This window comes from Phormidium sp. CCY1219 (genome assembly GCF_035615515.1).
GTDB lineage: Bacteria > Cyanobacteriota > Cyanobacteriia > Cyanobacteriales > Laspinemataceae > CCY1219.
The window spans coordinates 1-19119 of the sequence record NZ_JAJENT010000437.1 but is presented as its reverse complement, the minus strand read 5'-3'; the positions used below and the strand labels follow the sequence as shown (position 1 = coordinate 19119).

The 19119-nt window shown below is 49.1% G+C and carries 12 protein-coding genes; 3 read left to right on the top strand and 9 right to left on the bottom strand.

Annotated features, from left to right (window positions below; all coding sequences use genetic code 11):
• Nucleotides 1-423: 423 nt before the first annotated feature.
• Nucleotides 424-1155, bottom strand: coding sequence for a ribonuclease PH (rph, locus tag LKK83_RS10220; protein WP_324630990.1), 732 nt, complete (start codon nucleotides 1153-1155; stop codon nucleotides 424-426).
• A gap of 66 nt (nucleotides 1156-1221) precedes the next feature.
• Entirely contained in the window at nucleotides 1222-1809 is a 588-nt protein-coding gene (locus LKK83_RS10215) for an adenylate kinase (RefSeq protein ID WP_324630989.1), read from the bottom strand.
• Nucleotides 1810-2066: 257 nt separating this feature from the next.
• Between LKK83_RS10215 and LKK83_RS10210 the strand changes: the two genes are divergently transcribed.
• A complete protein-coding gene (locus tag LKK83_RS10210; protein ID WP_324630988.1) occupies nucleotides 2067-2603 on the top strand; it encodes a P-loop NTPase family protein in 537 nt (178 codons plus the stop codon).
• A gap of 153 nt (nucleotides 2604-2756) precedes the next feature.
• Here the strand turns inward: LKK83_RS10210 and LKK83_RS10205 are convergent, their stop codons facing one another.
• Nucleotides 2757-2978 carry a YfbK domain-containing protein gene (locus LKK83_RS10205; RefSeq protein ID WP_324630991.1) on the bottom strand — a complete coding sequence of 74 codons (222 nt, stop codon included), beginning with the start codon at nucleotides 2976-2978 and terminating at the stop codon, nucleotides 2757-2759.
• Nucleotides 2979-3187: 209 nt separating this feature from the next.
• Here LKK83_RS10205 and LKK83_RS10200 point away from each other — a divergent pair, with 209 nt between their 5' ends.
• Nucleotides 3188-8578: a trifunctional serine/threonine-protein kinase/ATP-binding protein/sensor histidine kinase gene (locus LKK83_RS10200; RefSeq protein WP_324630987.1), complete on the top strand. Its 5391-nt coding sequence runs from the start codon at nucleotides 3188-3190 to the stop codon at nucleotides 8576-8578.
• A 205-nt stretch (nucleotides 8579-8783) separates the two neighbouring features.
• On the opposite strand, the gene LKK83_RS10195 is transcribed toward LKK83_RS10200, so the two are convergent.
• The 4 genes from LKK83_RS10195 to LKK83_RS10180 form a co-directional block, all read right to left on the bottom strand.
• A complete protein-coding gene (locus LKK83_RS10195) occupies nucleotides 8784-9329 on the bottom strand; it encodes a deoxycytidylate deaminase (protein WP_324630986.1) in 546 nt (181 codons plus the stop codon).
• A 254-nt stretch (nucleotides 9330-9583) separates the two neighbouring features.
• The gene (locus tag LKK83_RS10190) at nucleotides 9584-11104 is read right to left on the bottom strand and encodes a thymidylate synthase (RefSeq protein WP_324630985.1); all 1521 of its coding nucleotides are present in this window, start codon (nucleotides 11102-11104) and stop codon (nucleotides 9584-9586) included.
• 93 nt (nucleotides 11105-11197) lie between these two features.
• A complete protein-coding gene (locus LKK83_RS10185; RefSeq protein ID WP_324630984.1) occupies nucleotides 11198-12811 on the bottom strand; it encodes a hypothetical protein in 1614 nt (537 codons plus the stop codon).
• Between the two features lie 230 nt (nucleotides 12812-13041).
• Nucleotides 13042-13884 carry an Npun_R2479 family HD domain-containing metalloprotein gene (locus tag LKK83_RS10180; protein ID WP_324630983.1) on the bottom strand — a complete coding sequence of 281 codons (843 nt, stop codon included), beginning with the start codon at nucleotides 13882-13884 and terminating at the stop codon, nucleotides 13042-13044.
• 453 nt (nucleotides 13885-14337) lie between these two features.
• Between LKK83_RS10180 and LKK83_RS10175 the strand changes: the two genes are divergently transcribed.
• On the top strand, nucleotides 14338-15090 hold the full coding sequence (locus LKK83_RS10175; RefSeq protein WP_324630982.1) for a TrkA C-terminal domain-containing protein: 753 nt from the start codon (nucleotides 14338-14340) through the stop codon (nucleotides 15088-15090).
• Nucleotides 15091-15096: 6 nt separating this feature from the next.
• On the opposite strand, the gene LKK83_RS10170 is transcribed toward LKK83_RS10175, so the two are convergent.
• Nucleotides 15097-15558, bottom strand: a complete 462-nt coding sequence (locus tag LKK83_RS10170; protein ID WP_324630981.1) for a hypothetical protein — start codon at nucleotides 15556-15558, stop codon at nucleotides 15097-15099.
• Between the two features lie 157 nt (nucleotides 15559-15715).
• Nucleotides 15716-18730 (bottom strand): phosphoenolpyruvate carboxylase, encoded by a 3015-nt coding sequence (ppc, locus tag LKK83_RS10165; RefSeq protein WP_324630980.1) that lies wholly within the window; start codon nucleotides 18728-18730, stop codon nucleotides 15716-15718.
• Nucleotides 18731-19119 lie beyond the last annotated feature (389 nt).

Here is a 19119-nt window from a genome sequence, read left to right as displayed (position 1 = left end):
GTAGGAGTGTTTAACAATTCGGTTCTAGAGCTTGAAGCTGGCACGCACCTCTATGGAGGGGAATTTAACTCTTGCTCTGAACGTAGCCCTCGTAGGGCTTAGGCTGGTCAGCTACCTAAAGTCAGAGCCTAGAAGCCCCGTCTCTTTAGAGCGGGGTGCTGACACTCTACACCACAAATCGTAACGGGTATTGGGGTTGATTCCCATGTTAGCATATTGCGCGATCGCCTAATTCCCCGGCAAAACTCCGCCAATATTGGCTCGGGAAGTTCGATGGGTAGCGGCTGATTTAAAGGCAATTTCGGCATATTCATCCCTCAGCTTGGGCGCGATCGCCATCCAGTTTTCTCCTACTCAATGCGCGAGCAAAGCGACTCTCCCATCGCCTTCTCACTCAGAAACCCATCTCCCACGCCCTACCCCTCAAACCGCTGATTTTGCGCTTGCAATTTCTTGACGTTGCGCCGCTAACAACTCCCCAATTCCTTTTTCCGCCACATCTAAAATCCCATTCAATTGAGAGCGGCTAAAACTGCCCGATTCCGCAGTACCTTGCATCTCGATAATTTCCTTTTTCTCAGTCATTACCACATTAAAATCAATCTCGGCAGCCACATCTTCGCGATAGTTTAAATCCAGCATCGGTTCGCCTTCCAAAAGACCCACAGAAACCGCCGCCACTTGGTGACGAATGGGCGATCGCGCTAACTCTCCCGAGTGCACCAGCTTTTCCATCGCCAATGCCAAGGCTACAAACCCGCCAGTAATCGAAGTGGTGCGGGTTCCAGCATCCGCTTGCAGCACGTCAGCATCCACGATAATAGTCCGTTCTCCCAACCCCTCTAAATCCAACGACGCCCGCAAACTGCGCCCGATCAAGCGCTGAATTTCCTGGGTTCGTCCCGAGAGTTTCATCAATTCTCGCGCTTGGCGTTGCGGCGTGGCCCCCGGTAGCATTCGGTATTCCGCCGTCAACCATCCTTGGCCCGAGTCTTCTAAAAATCGCGGCACCCCAGGGTTCACCGTTACCGTACACAGCACTTGCGTATCGCCGCAGCGAGTCAGAACCGAACTCGCGGCGAAGCGCGTAAAATCTTTTTCAAAACTTATCGGACGCAGTTGAGAGGGGTTTCTTCCGTCAGGACGCTGCCACATTGTCGATTGAGAGTTGAGAGTTGTTCGTGGTGGATGAGGTCAAATTCACCCTTCCGAGGAGGGGGATTATTTATCCGCTAGGGTCTGCATGAGCTGGCTTAAAATGGCTTCATGCACTTCGTCAGGCGGGGGATCGCCATTGATGGTGAGCAAGCGATCGCCATAGTCGTAATAATCCAGCAGAGGGGTGGTGCGTTCCTCAAATAACTGGATCCGGCGGCGGATAATTTCCGGTTCGTCATCGGGACGGGATCCGTGGGCCTCGCTTTGACCCCGCAGAATCGATCGCCGCATTAATTCCTCTGACGACACCTTCAACCAAATGGCGCGATCGAGCTGTTGACCCAACTTTTCCAGCTCAAAATCCAGTTCTTCCGCCTGAAATGCCGTGCGCGGATAGCCATCGAGCAACCATCCAGACGCCGCATCAGGTTGAGTTAGCCGTTGGTGAATGAACTCGATCATGGTCGGATCCGGCACCAGTTCGCCTTTGTCCAGATAAGGCTGTGCCTGTTTGCCTAATTCGGTTTGAGCGGCGATCGCCTGGCGCAGGATTTCCCCAGTGGAAATCCAGGGAATCTCCAGATGGCTGCACAATCTTGCCGCCTGCGTTCCTTTCCCGGCCCCAGGTCCGCCTAGAATGACCAATCTCACGGCAACAAACTCCTAATTTGACCCACTCTTGACTCTATCACCCTCGCGCCCCAATCTCCCACTCGACGAGAAAATCAACTGGATCCTTTCCCAGCCCCCACCCTGGCTTCCATATCGTACATTTTGTACATATAGCGTTTTATTTCGCAACAGTTCGATAAACTACGCTAAATATTGGTAACAGTTTGTTGCCAAACCCACTACTTTTGCGTTAAGTAGATCTACCATCAGATTCATCAATCACTACAGGTTTCCCTATGATCGCACAGCTAGAAAGTCCCACTCTCGATACCCCATGTCGCCCACACTACATCGTTGAAGGGCTGATTCAAGTCTTCACCAGCACCCAGCGCAACTTTTTTACCAGCGTTATGGCGCAGGCGTTGCGAATTTCCGGACAGGGAACCCCCGTACTCGTGGTACAGTTCCTCAAAGGAGGTCTCGGACAGGGACCAGAAGCACCCGTCCAACTCGGGCAAAACTTAGATTGGATCCGTTGCGACTTGCCCCGCTGCATCGATACCCCGGAACTCGACGAAATTGAGACCACCTCCGTGCAGCAACTATGGGACTACACCCAAAAAGTTGTCTTGGAGGGCAAATACTCCCTCGTGGTCCTCGATGAATTAAGTTTAGCGATTAATTTCGGCTTAATTCCCGAATCTGAAGTCCTCGAATTTCTCGAAAAACGCCCGGTTCACGTGGATATCATCTTAACCGGTCCCCACATGCTGCCTTCGATTTTGGAAAAAGCCGACCAAATCACCGAAATTCGTCGCAGTCATCGACCGTAAAGAATTGGTCATTTGTCCTTGGTCATTGGTTATTGGTTAATGACCAATGACCAATTCTTCATTCTTCATTTTTCGCGTCGCATCTGCCTCTTTCACTAACCGAATAAACTCACTGCGATATCCGGCTAAATCTACGCCCTTCCCTGACGAAGCTCACCGCAAGGCTTCATCAAAACTGGCATTTCCCCGATGGGGCGTATTTCGCAACACCATGCCAAACTCTGCCACTGCTGCCGAAAACTGAAAATCATCCGAACCCTCTTCCCAAGGGGATTGATTCTCTACAATGGCTTTTTTTATCAATTGCGAATTGTCTTGTTTCGGGGGTTTATAGCGCAATTTTACCCGCCTTAACTCATTCCGGTCTAAACTGATAAAGAAAGACCTTTAATTGGTAGAATATCAATAATTTCTATGTCTTCTTGGATTTTTAGTGAATAATTGTGGTAATATTTTGTCACCAAATCCCAAAAAAACATAAAAAAATCCAGGCGAATCCGAAAAAGGAAAGATAGAATGGGGAAATCTGGGCAATGCGGACCTAGGTACAGAAAAGTTTACCGAATGGATTACCCTGATTCGTGATGACGAGACTCAATTTAGCTGGCTATCGAGAAACCACCCTTATTTATGCCGGGAGTCGCACCCTCGTGTATCGAGGCATTCGAGACAGCGATCGCCAACCCGTCATCCTCAAAGTTCTGCGAAACCCCCACCCCAACTTTAAAGAGCTAGTTCAGTTTCGCAACCAATATATCATCATCCGCAATCTGGACCACCCCGGGATCCTGCGCCCTTTAGCATTAGAACGCTACGAAAATGGCTACGTTTTGGTGATGCCCGATGATGGGGCGATCGCCCTATCCGACTACTGGCAGCAGTCAAACCGTTCTCTCGCCGAATTTCTTACCCTTGGCATCCAACTGGCAGAAGCACTGCATTATCTGACGCAAAAGCGCATCATCCACAAAGATATCAAACCGGCGAATCTCGTCATCCATCCCCAAACCCGCCAAGTCAAAGCGATCGACTTCAGCATCTCCAGCTTGCTGCCCAAAGAACAACAGCAACTCCTCAACCCCAACCTGTTGGAAGGAACCCTGGCTTACATTTCCCCGGAACAAACCGGGCGCATGAACCGAGGAATCGACTACCGTACCGATTTTTATTCCCTTGGCGTGACCTTTTTCGAACTGCTAACCGCAGAAGTGCCCTTTACCACCGACGATCCGATGGAGTTGGTGCATTGCCACATTGCCCAAGGGGTGCAATTTTCCAAAAATACTGAAATTCCCGAAATGCTGCAAGCGATCGTCCTTAAATTGATGGCAAAGAATGCCGAAAATCGCTATCAGAGTGCATTGGGTTTAAAACAGGATCTAGAACGCTGTCTGCAACAATTAGAAGCCACCGGAGAAATTACGCCGTTTGAGCTAGGAAAACGAGATCGATGCGATCGCTTCGTGATTCCCGAAAAACTCTACGGACGGGAAGCCGAAGTCCAAACCCTGCTAGATGCCTTCGATCGCGTCGCCAACGGTGCAACGGAGATGATGCTCGTTGCCGGATTTTCTGGGATTGGCAAAACCGCTGTGGTGAATGAAGTTCACAAACCCATTGTCAAGCAACGCGGCTACTTTATCAAGGGGAAATTCGACCAACTCAATCGCAATATTCCTTTCTCGGCTTTCGTGCAAGCTTTCCGAGATTTGATGCGGCAGTTGCTCGGTTCTTCCGATGCACAACTGGCTATTTGGAAAGCAAAAATCCTGGATGAAGTCGGAGCAAACGGCCAAGTTCTCATCGATGTAATTCCCGAGTTAGAAGCCATCATCGGGCAACAAGCCCCTGCCCCCGAACTGTCGGGCAGTGCCGCTCAAAACCGCTTTAACTTGCTCTTTGGCAAGTTCGTGCGTCTGTTTGCCAAAAAAGAACACCCCCTGGTTATTTTTTTGGATGACTTGCAGTGGGCGGATTTGGCCTCCTCGAAGCTGCTGAAGTTATTAATGGAGGAGTCAGAAGCGAGTTATTTGCTCATTTTAGGAGCCTATCGGGATAACGAGGTATTTCCCGCTCATCCGCTGATGCTGACCCTGGAAGAACTTGAGAAAAAAGGTGCAGTTGTTAATACCTTAACTCTGGGTGCTTTGAGTGAGGAGAATATTACTCGGTTGATTGCCGATACCTTGTTGTGTTCCACTGCGATCGCCGCGCCACTCTCCCGGTTGGTGTATCAAAAAACCCAGGGAAATCCCTTTTTTACCACTCAGTTCTTGCTCCGATTATATGAGGAAAGCTGCATTGCGTTTGAACCGACGGTGGGATATTGGCAATGTAACTTGGGACAAGTGCGCCAACTGGCGCTCACCACTGATGTGGTGGAATTTATGATGGCACGCCTGCAAAAACTCTCCCCCAGAACCCAAGAGGTGTTAAAACTTGCAGCTTGCATTGGCAATGAGTTTTCCCTGAAAGAATTAGCAATCGTGGCGGAAAACTCTCCAGAAGAAACCGCCGTCGATTTATGGGAAGCCTTAGCCGAGGGATTGATTTTTCCTGAGGGCGAAACCTACAAGTTTTACCTAGGAGACAATCCCGACAACTTCCAAGGGGAAACTAGCAACTCGGAGTATCGATTTCTCCACGATCGCGTCCAGCAAGCTGCTTATGCTCTAATTTCTCCAGAGCTTCAGCAGTCTACCCATCTAAAAATCGGTCGCTTGTTGGCAACTCATACGCCGCCTGGGGAACTGGAAGCCAATATTTTTAAGCTGGTTGCTCAATTCAATGCGGGACTCGAAGGTGTTAAAGAGCAAAACGAAAAAAAAGAAATCGCTCGTTATAATGCGATCGCCACTCGGAAAGCCAAAACTTCAGCCGCTTATCAAGCCGCTTGGAACTATGCCAATATTGGCCGAGAACTGCTGGGTTTGCAAGGGTGGCAAAATTCCCATTCACTGACCCTAGAACTGTCCCAAGAGTCTGCTGAATTGGCGTATCTCAACGGCGATTTTGAAGCGGTGGAAGAACTGGCAAAAATTATTCTGGCCAATACGAACAGTTCCCTAGAAGCTATCTCCATTTATCAAGTCCAGATTCAATCCTATTTTGCCCAAAATCGATTATCGGAAGGCACTCAACTGGGATTAGATGTACTCAAGTCCTTGGGAGTCCATCTCCCGGAAAACCCGACAGAAGAAGAGCTACAACAAGGTTGGTCGGAAATCAAGGGTAAGTTAGGGGAAAGCGCGATCGCAGATTTAGTCAATCTCCCGCTGATGACCGACCCCCAAGCCCAAGCGATCGTTCGGATTCTCTACAGTCTCTATGCGATTACTTATGCTTACAATATCCAGCTTTGGTTGCTTACCATTATCAAACAAGTGACTCTATCGCTGCAATACGGTCATGCACCAACATCCGCTTTTGCTTACGCCAATTACGGTCGGATCGAATGTAGCATTTTGGACGACTTGGACGCTGGCTTTCAATTCAAACAGCTCGCTCTATCGGCTTTGTCTAAACTGAATGCGAGACCGATAGAGGCGAAAACGCTCCTCATCGTTTATTTTGGCATCGAGCATTGGCGAGAAAATCTCAACCACCTTTTACCTCATCTGAAAGAAATTTATGTCAAGGCATTGGAGAGTGGCGAGCTAGAAATCGCAGGTTATGGAGCGGCATTTTACTGCTCCTACTCCTATCACGTCGGCAAAGAACTTGCAGAACTCAGTGCAGACATTTCAACCTACAGTTTGAGGTTAAAAGAAATCAAACAAACCTCTGCTTTAACCCATATCAAAATTTTTGGACAAGCCGTTGAAAACTTGCAGCAAAAAGGTGGGCAGCCTTGGAAATTAAACGGCGAAATTTATAACGAAAGCGTTTCCCATCCCATTCACCAACAAGAAAATGATATGCTAGCGTTGGGCACGTTGTATTGGATTAAGCCCACGTTAGCGTATTTGTGGGAACACAGCGATCGCGCCGCCTTGTTATTTGCCGAAGGGGAAAAGTATATAGATGTCTTAGTGGGGTATCCGCCGGAAGTATTCTACAGGTTTTTTAAGGCGTTAACCTTTCTCGATTGTTACGCAAATGCCACGGATGAGGAAAGCCGACAAGAAACACTGGCACGAGTCGCCTTCGAGGGGGACAAGCTGAAAAAATGGGCAGAGTATGGCCCGATGAATTGTCAGCATAAATCCGATCTGGTAGAAGCTGAAAAAGCACGAGTGTTCGGAGAGAAGGCGACAGCTATCGAACTTTACGATCGCGCGATCGCCGGCGCGAAAGCCAACGGCTATCTGCAAGAGGAAGCTCTCGCCAACGAACTTGCTGCCAAATTTTACCTCAATTGGGGCAAACAAAAAGTTGCCGCAGGCTATATGACGGAAGCTTACTATTGTTATGCCCGTTGGGGAAGTTTAGCCAAAACCCATCACCTCGAAGAGAAATATCCCCAACTCCTCACTTCTATCCTGCAACAATCCCGGGATCTCAATACCAGCAATCCGCGCATCTCTAGCCAAAGTTTGGGAACTGTTACTACCACCAGTGCTTTCTTCGACCTCACCGCTGCGATCGCAACGTCTCAAGCAATTTCCGAAGAAATTGAACTGGAAACCTTGCTCTCGAAATTAATGAAGATCGTCCTGGAAAATGCGGGAGCCAGCAAGGGAGTTTTAGTATTAAATAACGGCGGGGATTGGGAAGTCGCCGCCCAATGCGATCGCAGTAACTGCCATCTCTCTACGCCCTTACACAACCCATCTCACCATTTCCCAACGAGTATCATTAACACCGTCAAACAGACACAAAAAAGCCTGCTGGTCAATAATCTCGACCGAGACACAACCTTCAGCGCCGATCCATACCTGATTGAACAGCCCCCAAAAAGTCTGGTTTGCATTCCCATCCTCAACCAGGGAAAATTTATCGGCATTCTTTATCTGGAAAATCACCTCACTGTAGGGGCCTTCACGCCAGAGCGCATCGAAGTCCTCAATCTCATCACCAGCCAAGCGGCTATCTCGATCGAAAATGCTCGACTTTACCAGCGTTTAGAAGAGTACAGCCATAACCTAGAAGTCTTAGTCCAACAAAGAACCCAACAACTGCAAGACAATAACCAACAGTTGCAAAAAACCCTTCGCCAATTGCAGCAAACTCAAGCTCAGTTAATCCAAATGGAAAAGATGTCGGGTTTGGGACAAATGATGGCGGGGATTGCCCACGAAATTAATAATCCCATCAATTTTATCGCGGGGAATATCACTCACGCTCGCGAATATTTTCACGATTTACTCGACTTGCTCGCCCTCTACGAAGGAGAATCTCCTCACTCCAGTAAGACGATTCAAGACAAACAGGAAGAGATTGACCTAGAATTTTTGGGGAATGATTTGGCGAATCTGTTAAATTCCATGCAAACCGGGAGCGATCGCATTAAAAAAATTATTCTGGGTTTGCGGAATTTCTCTCGCATCCAAGAAGCGGAAAAGAAGCAAGTAGATATCCACGAAGGCTTGGAGAATACTTTCTTGGTATTGCAACATCGCCTCAAGCCTAAACGTGACTGCCCCGAAATTGCCATTGTCAAAAACTACGAGCCACTTCCCTTGGTCAACTGCTACGCCAGTCAACTCAATCAGGTATTTCTGCACGTTATTACCAATGCGATCGACGTTCTCAGTTCGCCTGATTGCAGCAAGTCTCCTGAAATTCGCATTACTACCGAAATGGGAGAGGCGCAAACGGTGAGGATTCGGATTGCCGATAATGGATGTGGAATGAGCGAAAGCCTTCGCCAGAAAATATTTGACCCCTTCTTTACCACCAAACCCGTAGGTCAAGGTACTGGACTGGGATTGTCAATTAGCTATCAAATTGTCACCGAACAACATGGCGGGCAGTTGCAGTGTATTTCTCAACCGGGAGAAGGGACGGAATTTATTATCGACATTCCAATTTAAAGCCCACCGTCGCCACCATACCGATCGCGCTTACCGCATCCCATAACCGCCCCTTTTGATTCAATCAGGATAACCTCTCATCGCGGAGTTCGTTTGCTGAAGGAATCGAAAGCGGAATGCTGCCGATTTCTCACCCATTATCGGCGAACAGGAGAAAAGTTCACTGCCATGCTAGCTTTTCTCACTGCCAAGCAGGGAATCTGGGTTATTTGAGTTGAGCATTTCGAGCAATGGAGGTAGGATTGAGCAGAAAAGTGGCTGCTTTTTCGGCGATCGCCTCCGATAGGTGAATTTGTTTGAGCGTCACCAACCCATCTTGGATAAAGGAATCTCGCACTAGAATGCTATTGCCACTGTTAAAAGTGGTTTCGTAAAACACCTCGTTAATGCCCGCAGAAATGATTAATTTCAAGCAAGACAGACAAGGTTCGAGGGTGACGTAAATGCTGGCCCCTTCGGTAGAAATGCCGTGTTTTGCCGCTTGGGCGATCGCATTGGCTTCCGCATGAACTGCCCGGGAGGGCATAGTTTTGCTCGTATCGCAACTACTCAACCCCGGATAGCAATAACCCTGCGCCGTACAATGCGCCGAACCACTCGGCGACCCATTATAACCAGTGGCTACAACTTGTTTATTTTTCACGATAACCGCACCAACGGGAAAGGCGAGACAAGTCGATCGCGTAGCCGCTAATTTCGCCAACATCAGAAAATATTCATCCCATGTTGGTCGGATTTCTTCTAGTTTCATTAATTATTATTCTGGCAATTCTTCTTTCTTAATGCTAACATTCCACTGAGGCAAAAATCCATCCGTTAGGTAGAGGATAACCGATTTGGATGAGCCTGGGTAGAACGGCTTAATTTCCACTGTTCTAAATAGGGTTGAAGCTAGTCTAAGGCATCCTTATAGTCATTAAATTGAATTTCGGCAATGACCGTTACCCAGTTGGCCGATTAACTCTCGTTCGCTTACAACTGTCATTTAAAAAATCCTCGGCGGCATTACAAATTAGGCGTTTTCTTTAAAGGTTTGTCTTGTTCGTAAAGCCTATCGTTTTTCATCAATCGAGCTACCTCTGCCTTTTGCAACTCGCTTCCCAAATACAGCGCGTGTTCCACTTGCAGCGTGGGACAATCTGCTGCGATTTGCCGAGAAAGCTGCCCCGCCGAGAAGCCGCAATAGCAATTAACCACTTCTCCAGAACCAGGGGTTGTATGTTCTACGATAATCTCGCCTTCTTTCACGCTAATCGCAAAATTACCGGACTCGTCGGCATAATCTCTTTGCTGACATATTTTAGCATATTGCGATTTAATCAGCTTATCTGCATTGTCCCAGGTATCGTCATAAATATGGGCGCTTTGACTCAGGGTCATCAACGGTCCCATCTTTAAATCGTACTCGGAACGTTTGGCGATCGCATTGCGGATATGCTGCTGCAATGCTCTCAACCCCATCGCATTAGCAGGCCAAGCGGAAAACATATCGTTACTTCTAAAAACTGCCGTCAGGGATAACTCATTTTCCACTACCCGCACCCAAATATGATTTAAGCACGGACTGCCTCCCATGTCGTGGTCGCGCACATCCCAAAGGGACATTACGCCACTAGCCGCATCAATTTCTCCGATGAGTTTTTCTATGACTTGCTCAACCTGGTCTTTCCCAAACCAGCTTCGTAAGCGCTGGCCGTAGGTATATTTTACGCCTTCTGCGTAGGGAGCATCATCTAATATTTGGGAAACGTATTCTTTCAGGAACTCGCGGTCGATGGGTAAATAATTCGGGTCGGGAAAATAAAACTCGGGGGGTTCGTCGGTTACTACCGCCATCAGGTCGATTAATTCTTGCCATTTGCCATCGTAACCGGTAGGCCGAATAGTGCCGGTGGTTTTGATGCGATGAATGATTTTCACCCAGGTTTCGGCAATCGTTTTGCCTTCGATTCGATGACCATAACGAGGTCCAGGCAATACCGTAGGTGTGACTGTGGCCATTGGAAATTCTAACGGTTTGCTCCAAGGTTCTGCTGGTTTTGACGCAAAATTCTTCGCCTCAGATATCGCTTCAGCGATGTTTGAGGCTTCTTTCCATTTAATGGCACTACGCAATTGTTCTAAAACCTGAACCGGAATCTCGATATCTATATAACCGGGGATGGGAGAATTTATCGTCCAACAATCCCGCCCGGTATCGGTTTTTCCTTTGGTAAATCCATTGCGGAAAAAGTCGATAAGGCACTGACAACCGCCAGCGTTGCGGTCTTCTTTGGTAGCGTTGAGTGCGACGAGATAGCGGACGTGGGGATTGGCTAATAGATTGCGGATAAGCAAGCTGATGCCGCGTGTGGGGGAGTACAGTTGACCGATGACAGCATATTCGTGGGGGTCTAACTGTTTGGCGATCGCCTGTTTCACTGTCCATCCGGTAATCATGGCGGTTTGACCTCGACCACAAATTAACTGGTTAGGCTTATAAAGGGCATTGTACTCAAATTTTTTGGCCTTACCGATTGCTGTCATGGTGTTTGACAAAACAAAAATAACTCCTAAACTACCATACCATTCAGAGGCAAGTAGAAACGCGATGCATCGCCTCTTTACCTCGAATCCAGATTAGAGATTCTCGATCGCCCGGGCAAACTTCTCCACCCTTTCCGGTTCCTGTCTCGATGCCAAGACCAAATAATGCACCGAAACCATCCCTAACTCCGCCGACAAACTGCATTTGCGCGGATCGGCAACTTTCCAATCCCCTTGCACAAATATCTCTTCGAGTTCCTTGTACTTCTCCTGTATCGCCTCAAAACAGGCCCGGTAACTGGATATCTCCTGCAATTGGGGCGCGGATTCATAGCAGCGAATCAGGATTTTTGCCACGGGGTCGAACCCCTCATTGTGCCAGTAATTTTCTAGCGGTTCGACAGGGGGATATTGACGGACAAATTCCTCAAACATCGCCGGATAATGTTCCGCAAGGTAAGTTAAATACTTGGTGGAATAAACCGCTAAATCGGCAAATGTATCGAGAATCGATTCATCGGCGGTGGGTTTTACGTTTTCGGTAAAAATCGTTTCCAAGCGGTCGTATTTTCGCGAAATGCCGGCAAATACCCCTAATGCTTCGCCGTGCTTTTTCCAGCTATTTTTGTAAACGAGGGTTTTCTTGTAGTGCAGGATGCTGAGAACCTGGTAAATCTCGGAAAATGAATATGCATGAGCGGATTTTTTCTCGCCCCACAGGTTGTCAAAGTATTCGCTTTCTTTCTCCGACAAGGTGATAAAATCGCGGCGATTGAATTCTTCGGCAAAATAGGCGATCGCCGCCACTTTTAAATCACTGTTTGGCCACTTTTCTATCCGCTTGGCAATCTCTTCTACCGATTCTCCATGCCGATAGCGATTGTAAACATAAAGCAATTGCAAGCTGGTTTTAATAAATTCATCTGCCAAGCAATCGATAGCCGTTTCTAGCCCATTTTCTCCTTGACGCATCCCCGATTCTATTTCGATCCAGCGCCACATCATTTGGTCAAAGGCTGACCGAGAAGCGCTCAACTCGGCAGGGGCAATGCCAAACTGATAAAGCGTTTTTTCTGGGGTATTTTTCAGCAGGCTTTTCCCCATTCTTAACTCGGTTGACGCTGCCTGAAATGCGGCGATAAAATAGGAACATTCGCCGAGTTTGGTATTCGTCCACCGGGCGATAATTTCTTGTAAAACGCTCCATTTAAACGTTTCAAATTCGGCAAAATCAGATAGAATTTGAGCGGCGGGTAAGATGACGTTGAGATGGAGTTTGCCCGCGCGAGTCAGAAAGTGCAAGCAGGTGTGGGTGGCGCAATTGCGATCGCCAAGGGTTAAAATCGCCGTACCGTTATTGGGGGATGCTTGCAGGGTTTGGGCAATGTCTTGTAGTGGATCGCCCCCAAGGGATTGTCTGAGGGTTTTGGAAGCTGCATATCTCCCTTGCAGGGTTTGCGAGTTGGGGGGATTTCCGGGGAGATAATGAGACAAACCGGGCGGGTCAATATGGCCGGCGATCGCCGATAAGGTGGCGAACAGGCAAGCGAAGATATTATAATTTTGTCGGGGATAAATAATCACCCGTTCGCGAGGCGCGTTAATCCGGATAAGGCGCGATCGCAGCTCTTTGACTTCGCCTTCTCCCCCGGAAAAAACATCCCCCTCCTGCAAAATCTGCCGCAGTTCTCCTCGAACTGCATCCATCACATTTCCATACATTTAGCGTCACTCCCGCCGAAAAAACTACCCGTTCGATTGTGGCTGTTCCGTCACCCAAAGGCAAGGGAACAAAAGGAGAGGTTTGGGCGCGCCCTTCGAGTCTCCCTCGAACCCACTCCCACCTTTATCCTCAACCCTCAAGCAAAACACAAATAGAGGCAAAAGTCAAGAAATTTTGACCCTTGCCCCTAAACCACAGAGATGAAATTGACCCTTTACGGCTCCTTCTTTGCGGGTTCGTGTTCCACAACAAACACATTCGCGTAGAGATTGGCAATAATTTGCTTTCCTTGCTGAGTTAATTCTAAATAACCCAAAGCATCCTGGATATATTGATAAACCACACCCCAATAAAACTGCGGGTAATTTTTGCGTAAATCCCCCGGATCTTTATAGCCGACCTTTTGATTAAAACCCGTTTCTTCAAACTCATAAAATAACCCCGCTACTTTCTTTAAATAGCGGGGATCGCTGAGTTGACCGATCAGATCGGCGGCGCGCACCAAACCGGGATAATTGATGGTATCTTGATGATCGGCGGCAGCGGGAACCGGGAACCGAGTTAGCTCGATATTTTGCTTGATTTCCTCGGCATTAATCAATTTGTGACCGCCAAAGCGTTCTTCAATAAATAGTTTGCCGCGATCGACGTGATAGGGCGTCAAACTGGCATCGGTCAAACCGGGACGCACAGACACCATCGTTCCATCAATTCCCGTGGCATACCATCCATCGCGGTCCTGGCGGCACACGCCTTTAACGTAGCCAATATCGTGGCACAATAATGAAATGGTGAAATGCAACCAATCTTCGCAGGAAACGCCGCCCTCGCGGATGTGTTTTCCCCGCAAAATTTCTTGCCCCACTAGGGTGACTAATATCGTATGCTCGACATTATGGTAAAGGGCGTCGCTGTTGGCAATATTTTCTAATGCCATACCTCCCGCCCAGGCTAGGATATCTGCGTAATCGGGCTTGAGTCCCCCGTACATGCGGTGGTACCCTGACCGCAGTTTTTCAACGAAGTCGGAAATCAGCAGTTGAGTGATACTGTACATATCTGGTTGTCTCGCGGTGTAAGCAGGCTGTATCCGTGGGATGTCAACAAGCAAGTGAAGCGCCGTGAAATCGGTGCTTGGCTGGCGGGTCGGGTTCCTCCAGGATAGCCGTAGGTTTGGTAAACCAGGGCTAGTCATAGCTGTAGAGTTTCCGGACTCTACCTGAAACTCGAGGGGGTTCCCTTGCTCTCCCTAATGGGCGATCGACCCTTATTATTTATGATAATTACCTCAATCGCAAACGAATCATAGCCGATCGCCTGCATGTTAGGGTTTAGTGAAAATAGAGGGTTCATTTTGCGGCGATCGCTTCCCCACCCCACTAAGCTAACCCTGACCTTACCCCCGGGTTCTTTTTTCCCCTCCACCTCCCCTGTTAAAATCAACTCATCCCCAAGACAGTCCACAAGCGGAGGTAAAGCATTGGCAGCGCTGGTTTCATTGTTAATTGTGATGAGTTTATCTCTACTGATTAACCGCATTGCCACTGTTGCCCTGACTCTGACCGGTTTATCCCGCGAATCGGCAAGATTCCAGGCGCGTTCTGCATTTACCGGTGCCGGTTTTACCACCGATGAAGCCGAAAACATCGTCACTCACCCGGTCCGACGCCGAATCGTCATGTTTTTGATGCTGCTAGGCAATGTGGGAATTGTCACCACGATTTCATCCCTGATGCTGACATTTGTGAACACTGTCGGTCCGAGTCAGTGGTTGTTTCGCTTCCTGATACTGAGCATCGGGCTGTTTGGCTTGTGGTGCATCGCTACCAGTGAATGGGTGGACCGCTATCTGTCTCGGGTGATTCATTGGGCACTACAGCGCTGGACTCGCCTTGAGGTGCGCGATTATGCCAGTTTGCTACATCTGTGTGGCGAGTACACGGTAACGCAATTGACCGTAAAACCGCAAGATTGGTTGGCTTCTCGGCGTTTGGATGAGTTGAATCTGGATAAGGAAGGAATCACGGTTCTCGGAATTCATCGCCACAACGATCGCTATGTGGGCGCACCAAAAGCAGATACCTGCATCCGTCCTCACGATACTCTGATTTTGTACGGTCGCTTACCCTTGCTCGCTGATTTGGACGAACGCTGTGCTGATTGGGAGGGGGAACAGTCTCATCGCAGAGCAATGGCAGATCAAGAACGGGTCATTGCCCAACAGGATCGCGAAGAAGCTGAAGATCCCTCCTCGAGGAATTGAGAATTCTCAATTCTCAATTCTCAATTCTTCCCGGGCGGATTCGATCGCTTTTGCGGAAAAACCGAGTTGCTGCAACAGATGACGCGCCTGGGTCTCAGTGAGGGTGGGAGGGGGCGACTCCTTTTGAGAAATTGCCGCGATCCACTGCTGAAACTGCGTTGCTGAGAGCTTCTGTGCGTCTGGAGCCTCGATCGCCCTGGCGTCTCCTCGATCCTCCCGCGTGACCACCCCGGCGATAAATGCCCCCAAAACCATCCCGGTCCACAACCCCGACACACTACCCGTGGTGCCTTTCCACAACGCCCCAGGCGCTTGTCGGGCTTGGCAAAAGGTATTTAACCACCCTTCGGGTTGATTTCGGCATTGATGGGTATGCGCCACCCAATTAATTTGCCACCCCACCACCGAACCCACTAATCCAGAAGCCAGGGCGATAAAGGTGCAAGTTAACATCCGCGTCTTAGACATAGAATAAGTCAGAATTGCGAATTGAGCAATTTTGAATTAAGAATTAAAACTGAAGAATTTACAGCCAACGACCAATGACCAATAACCCATGACCCATGACCAATAACAAATGACCCATGACCGAATTGAGGGAGCGATCGCTCCCTCAATACCTGCATCAACCGGTATTTCGCATGCCGGCGGCGATCCCGTTAATGGTTAACAAAGCGCCGCGTAGCAATTCGCCCTTGCTGTAACGGGAGTGAATCGTGCCAGAAGCGGAATAATTTTGATGTTCCCGCAGGCGTTTGAGCAGAGAGACCTGCAACAAACCGAGAGGAATAATCGTAGCATTGCGAAGCTGAACCGATCGCTGTAGGTCCGGGTCGCCATCTAACAGACGTTGGTGTTCGGTAATGTTGAGAACCAACTCCCGGGTGAGATTGAATTCAGTGGTAATTTGCTCGAACAGAGCTTGAAAGCGATCGCGGTTTTCCGGTTGAGTTAGTTCGCGCACGTAGTGGTGAGCGATTTCCAAATCCACCTTAGAAAGCGTCATTTCCACCTTCGAGATCGCCATGCGGAAAAACGGCCATTTGAGGTAGAAATACCGCAGCAGCTTGAGATGTTCCTCCGGTTCTTGTTGCAAAAACTCTTGCAGGGCGGTACCGACGCCGTACCAGGCGGGCAACAGGAAGCGAGATTGGGTCCAGCTAAACACCCAAGGAATAGCGCGCAGAGAGCCTAAATCTCGCTTGCCAGTTTTGCGCCTTGCGGGGCGCGAAGAGATTTGCAGCTTGCTGATTTCATCGATGGGAGTGACTTCGTGGAAGAAGTCGATAAAATCGGGTTGTTCGTAGATCAAGGCGCGGTAATGGGCGCGCGAGGCTGTAGAAAGCTCCTCCATGATTTCGTTCCAGGCTTCGATATCGTCAAAGCCGGATCCGAGCAAACTGCTTTGCACCACAGCGGTGGCGATGGTTTCCAAATTATAGAGCGCCAACTCAGGCAAGGTGTACTTACTGGCGAGCACTTCTCCTTGTTCGGTAATTTTAATCCGCCCGTTGATACTGCGCGTCGGCTGAGCCAGAATGGCTTCATAAGCCGGACCGCCGCCACGGCCCACGGATCCGCCGCGTCCGTGAAAGATTCTCACGACGATATCATAAGGTTCTGCGAGGCGCTGGAGTGCTTTTTGCGCCTTGTGAATTTCCCAGTTACTGCTGAGGAACCCAGAATCCTTATTGCTATCGGAATAGCCCAACATCACTTCTTGCAATTTCGGGGGGTGGATGCGGGATTTGAGATTAGAGATATTGGGGGAAGACGCTTCCTTGCTGGATGCGGGGGTTTCGTTCGCGTAGCCACCCGCCAGCAGGGCGCGATAGAGGGGCAACTCAAACAGTTGCTGCATCACCGAGGGTGCGCGCTTCAGGTCTTCCACGGTTTCAAACAAGGGAACCACATAAACGGTGCTGATGCCCGTGGCGGGGTCATAGAGACCCGCTTCTTTAGCCAGCAGGAACACTTCTAGCAAGTCGCTGACTTCGTGGCTCATGCTGATGATGTAGGTTTGGCAGATTTCCAGGCCAAATTCTGCCTGCAATGCCCGCAGCATCTGGAAGGTTTGAAAGATTTCGCAGGTTTTTTCCGAGAAGGGGAGTTCTACGGGAATTAACGGGCGGCGGGTTTGCAGTTCTTGCAGCAGCCACTCGGTGCGCTCGCTTTCCGAGAGTTCGTTGTAGGATTTGGGGAGAATTTGCAGGTATTCGACGATTTCGTTGATGGTGTCGCTGTGGTGGGAGGATTCTTGACGCAGATCCAGATGGGCGAGGGTGAAGCCATAAATCTCCACTTGGCAGATCAGGGTGTCGAGGTCGCTACAGCTTAACCCGGTGGCGGCGAGGTTGCGTTGAATTAGGCGCAACTCGGCGAGAAATTCGTCTCCGGAGTTGTAGATGGGAGCGTTGCTCAGATCGCTGAGGTGGCGATTCCAGTCGGAGTCTTGGTAAAGACGGTGATTGCGATCGCAGGTGTTTTCCAGCCGATGCAGGATGTAGGCGAGTTTTAAGCGATAGGGTTCTTGACGATAGCGAATGGCCAGATTTTCGTAAATCTCGGGCATTTGCAAGCGGTCTTGTTCCAGAGATTCGAGCAATTCTGGCAAGACTTCACTCCAGTGCAGGGACAGGGAGAGCAATTGGGTCAGATGCTGTACGGAGTTAATGTATTTGTCTAAGATTAACTGGCGCTGGTAGCAGGCAGTTTTCCAGGTGACTCCGGGGGTGCAATAGGGGTTTCCGTCGCGATCGGCTCCTACCCAGGAGCCAAATTTGCAGAAGTTATTGCGCGGCGGTTGCAGGTAGGGAAATGAAGTTTGCAAAGAGCGTTTCAGCCTTTGGTGCAGTTGGGGTACCGCATCGAAGAGCACTTCTTTGAAGTAGTGCAAGGTATAGTCCACTTCGTCGAGCACCGTGGGTTTGAATTGATGCAGTTCGTCGGTGCGCCACCACAGGCGAATTTCTTCGGTTAGCTGTTCGAGGAGGGATTGCGCTTCCCAGGACATCTGTGCGGTGTCTTCTGGGAGGGTTTCTTCTACCAGGTCGAGTTGTTGCAGGATTTTGGCAATCCGCCGTTGCTTGGTTCGCAGGGTATGACGGACGATTTCCGTGGGGTGGGCGGTAAAGACCAAGCGAATATCCAGATGCTCCATGAGTCTCTGGATATGCTGTGGCGGAACGTTTAATTGTTTTAATTTGGGAAATAATGCGGTGAAATTGGCTAAATCTCGTCGTCGCACGATGGAGGAATCAGAAGAATAGACGAGGGAGTCTTGGCTGAGTGCATTCGCCGTTACCCCTCCGCTTTTGAGCCGATCGCGCTGTTCGTAGTGCTGTTCGACTATGTTGATCAGTTGGAAGTACAGCGCAAATGCCCGGGTGGCTCGAATCGCATCGTTGAGATCGAGCTGCTCGACGAGCTTGAGCACCGGTGATTGAGCAAAGTTCGGCGCTTGTCCCTCTTCAGAATACATCGATCTCAGTTGCCCCAGTAAATCTACCAGGTCTTGTCCGCATTCTGTCTTCAGCACCGACTCCCATAAGTCTTCCACCACTTTGAGGCGATGACGCAGAAATAAGTTGGATGAAGTGACTGTAATGACAGTGTTAGAAGGTTCCAGTTGCAAAGTCATAATCCTTATGCCAGCTAAGCGAGGAGTTTAGATAATTTTACGCGCCATCTCGCGATTGTTTTCAAATAGTCTTTCCCCAGCTCGGCATCGCCTCGTCTGGGTTGGCGCTACTGTGCGATCGCGGATGACTGTAGGTTTGTTCACCCATTACTTTACAGGTTTGTTTTGTTTTTGTCGCCCCACTCATCCCGGTTGGCAGCGCGATCGCTGTCCAACCCCAAAACTTATCAAAATCTTACACTTGACAAACCCGTTATTTAGCCGTTATTATAATAGATTAATCCCCGCAATTATCAGATTGGGTTATCACAATAGTTAAACTAAGCAATTCCGTCACCAGAACTACTCGTCTTCAAAACCGGACTTGAGACTTTCACCTCATCCGGGGA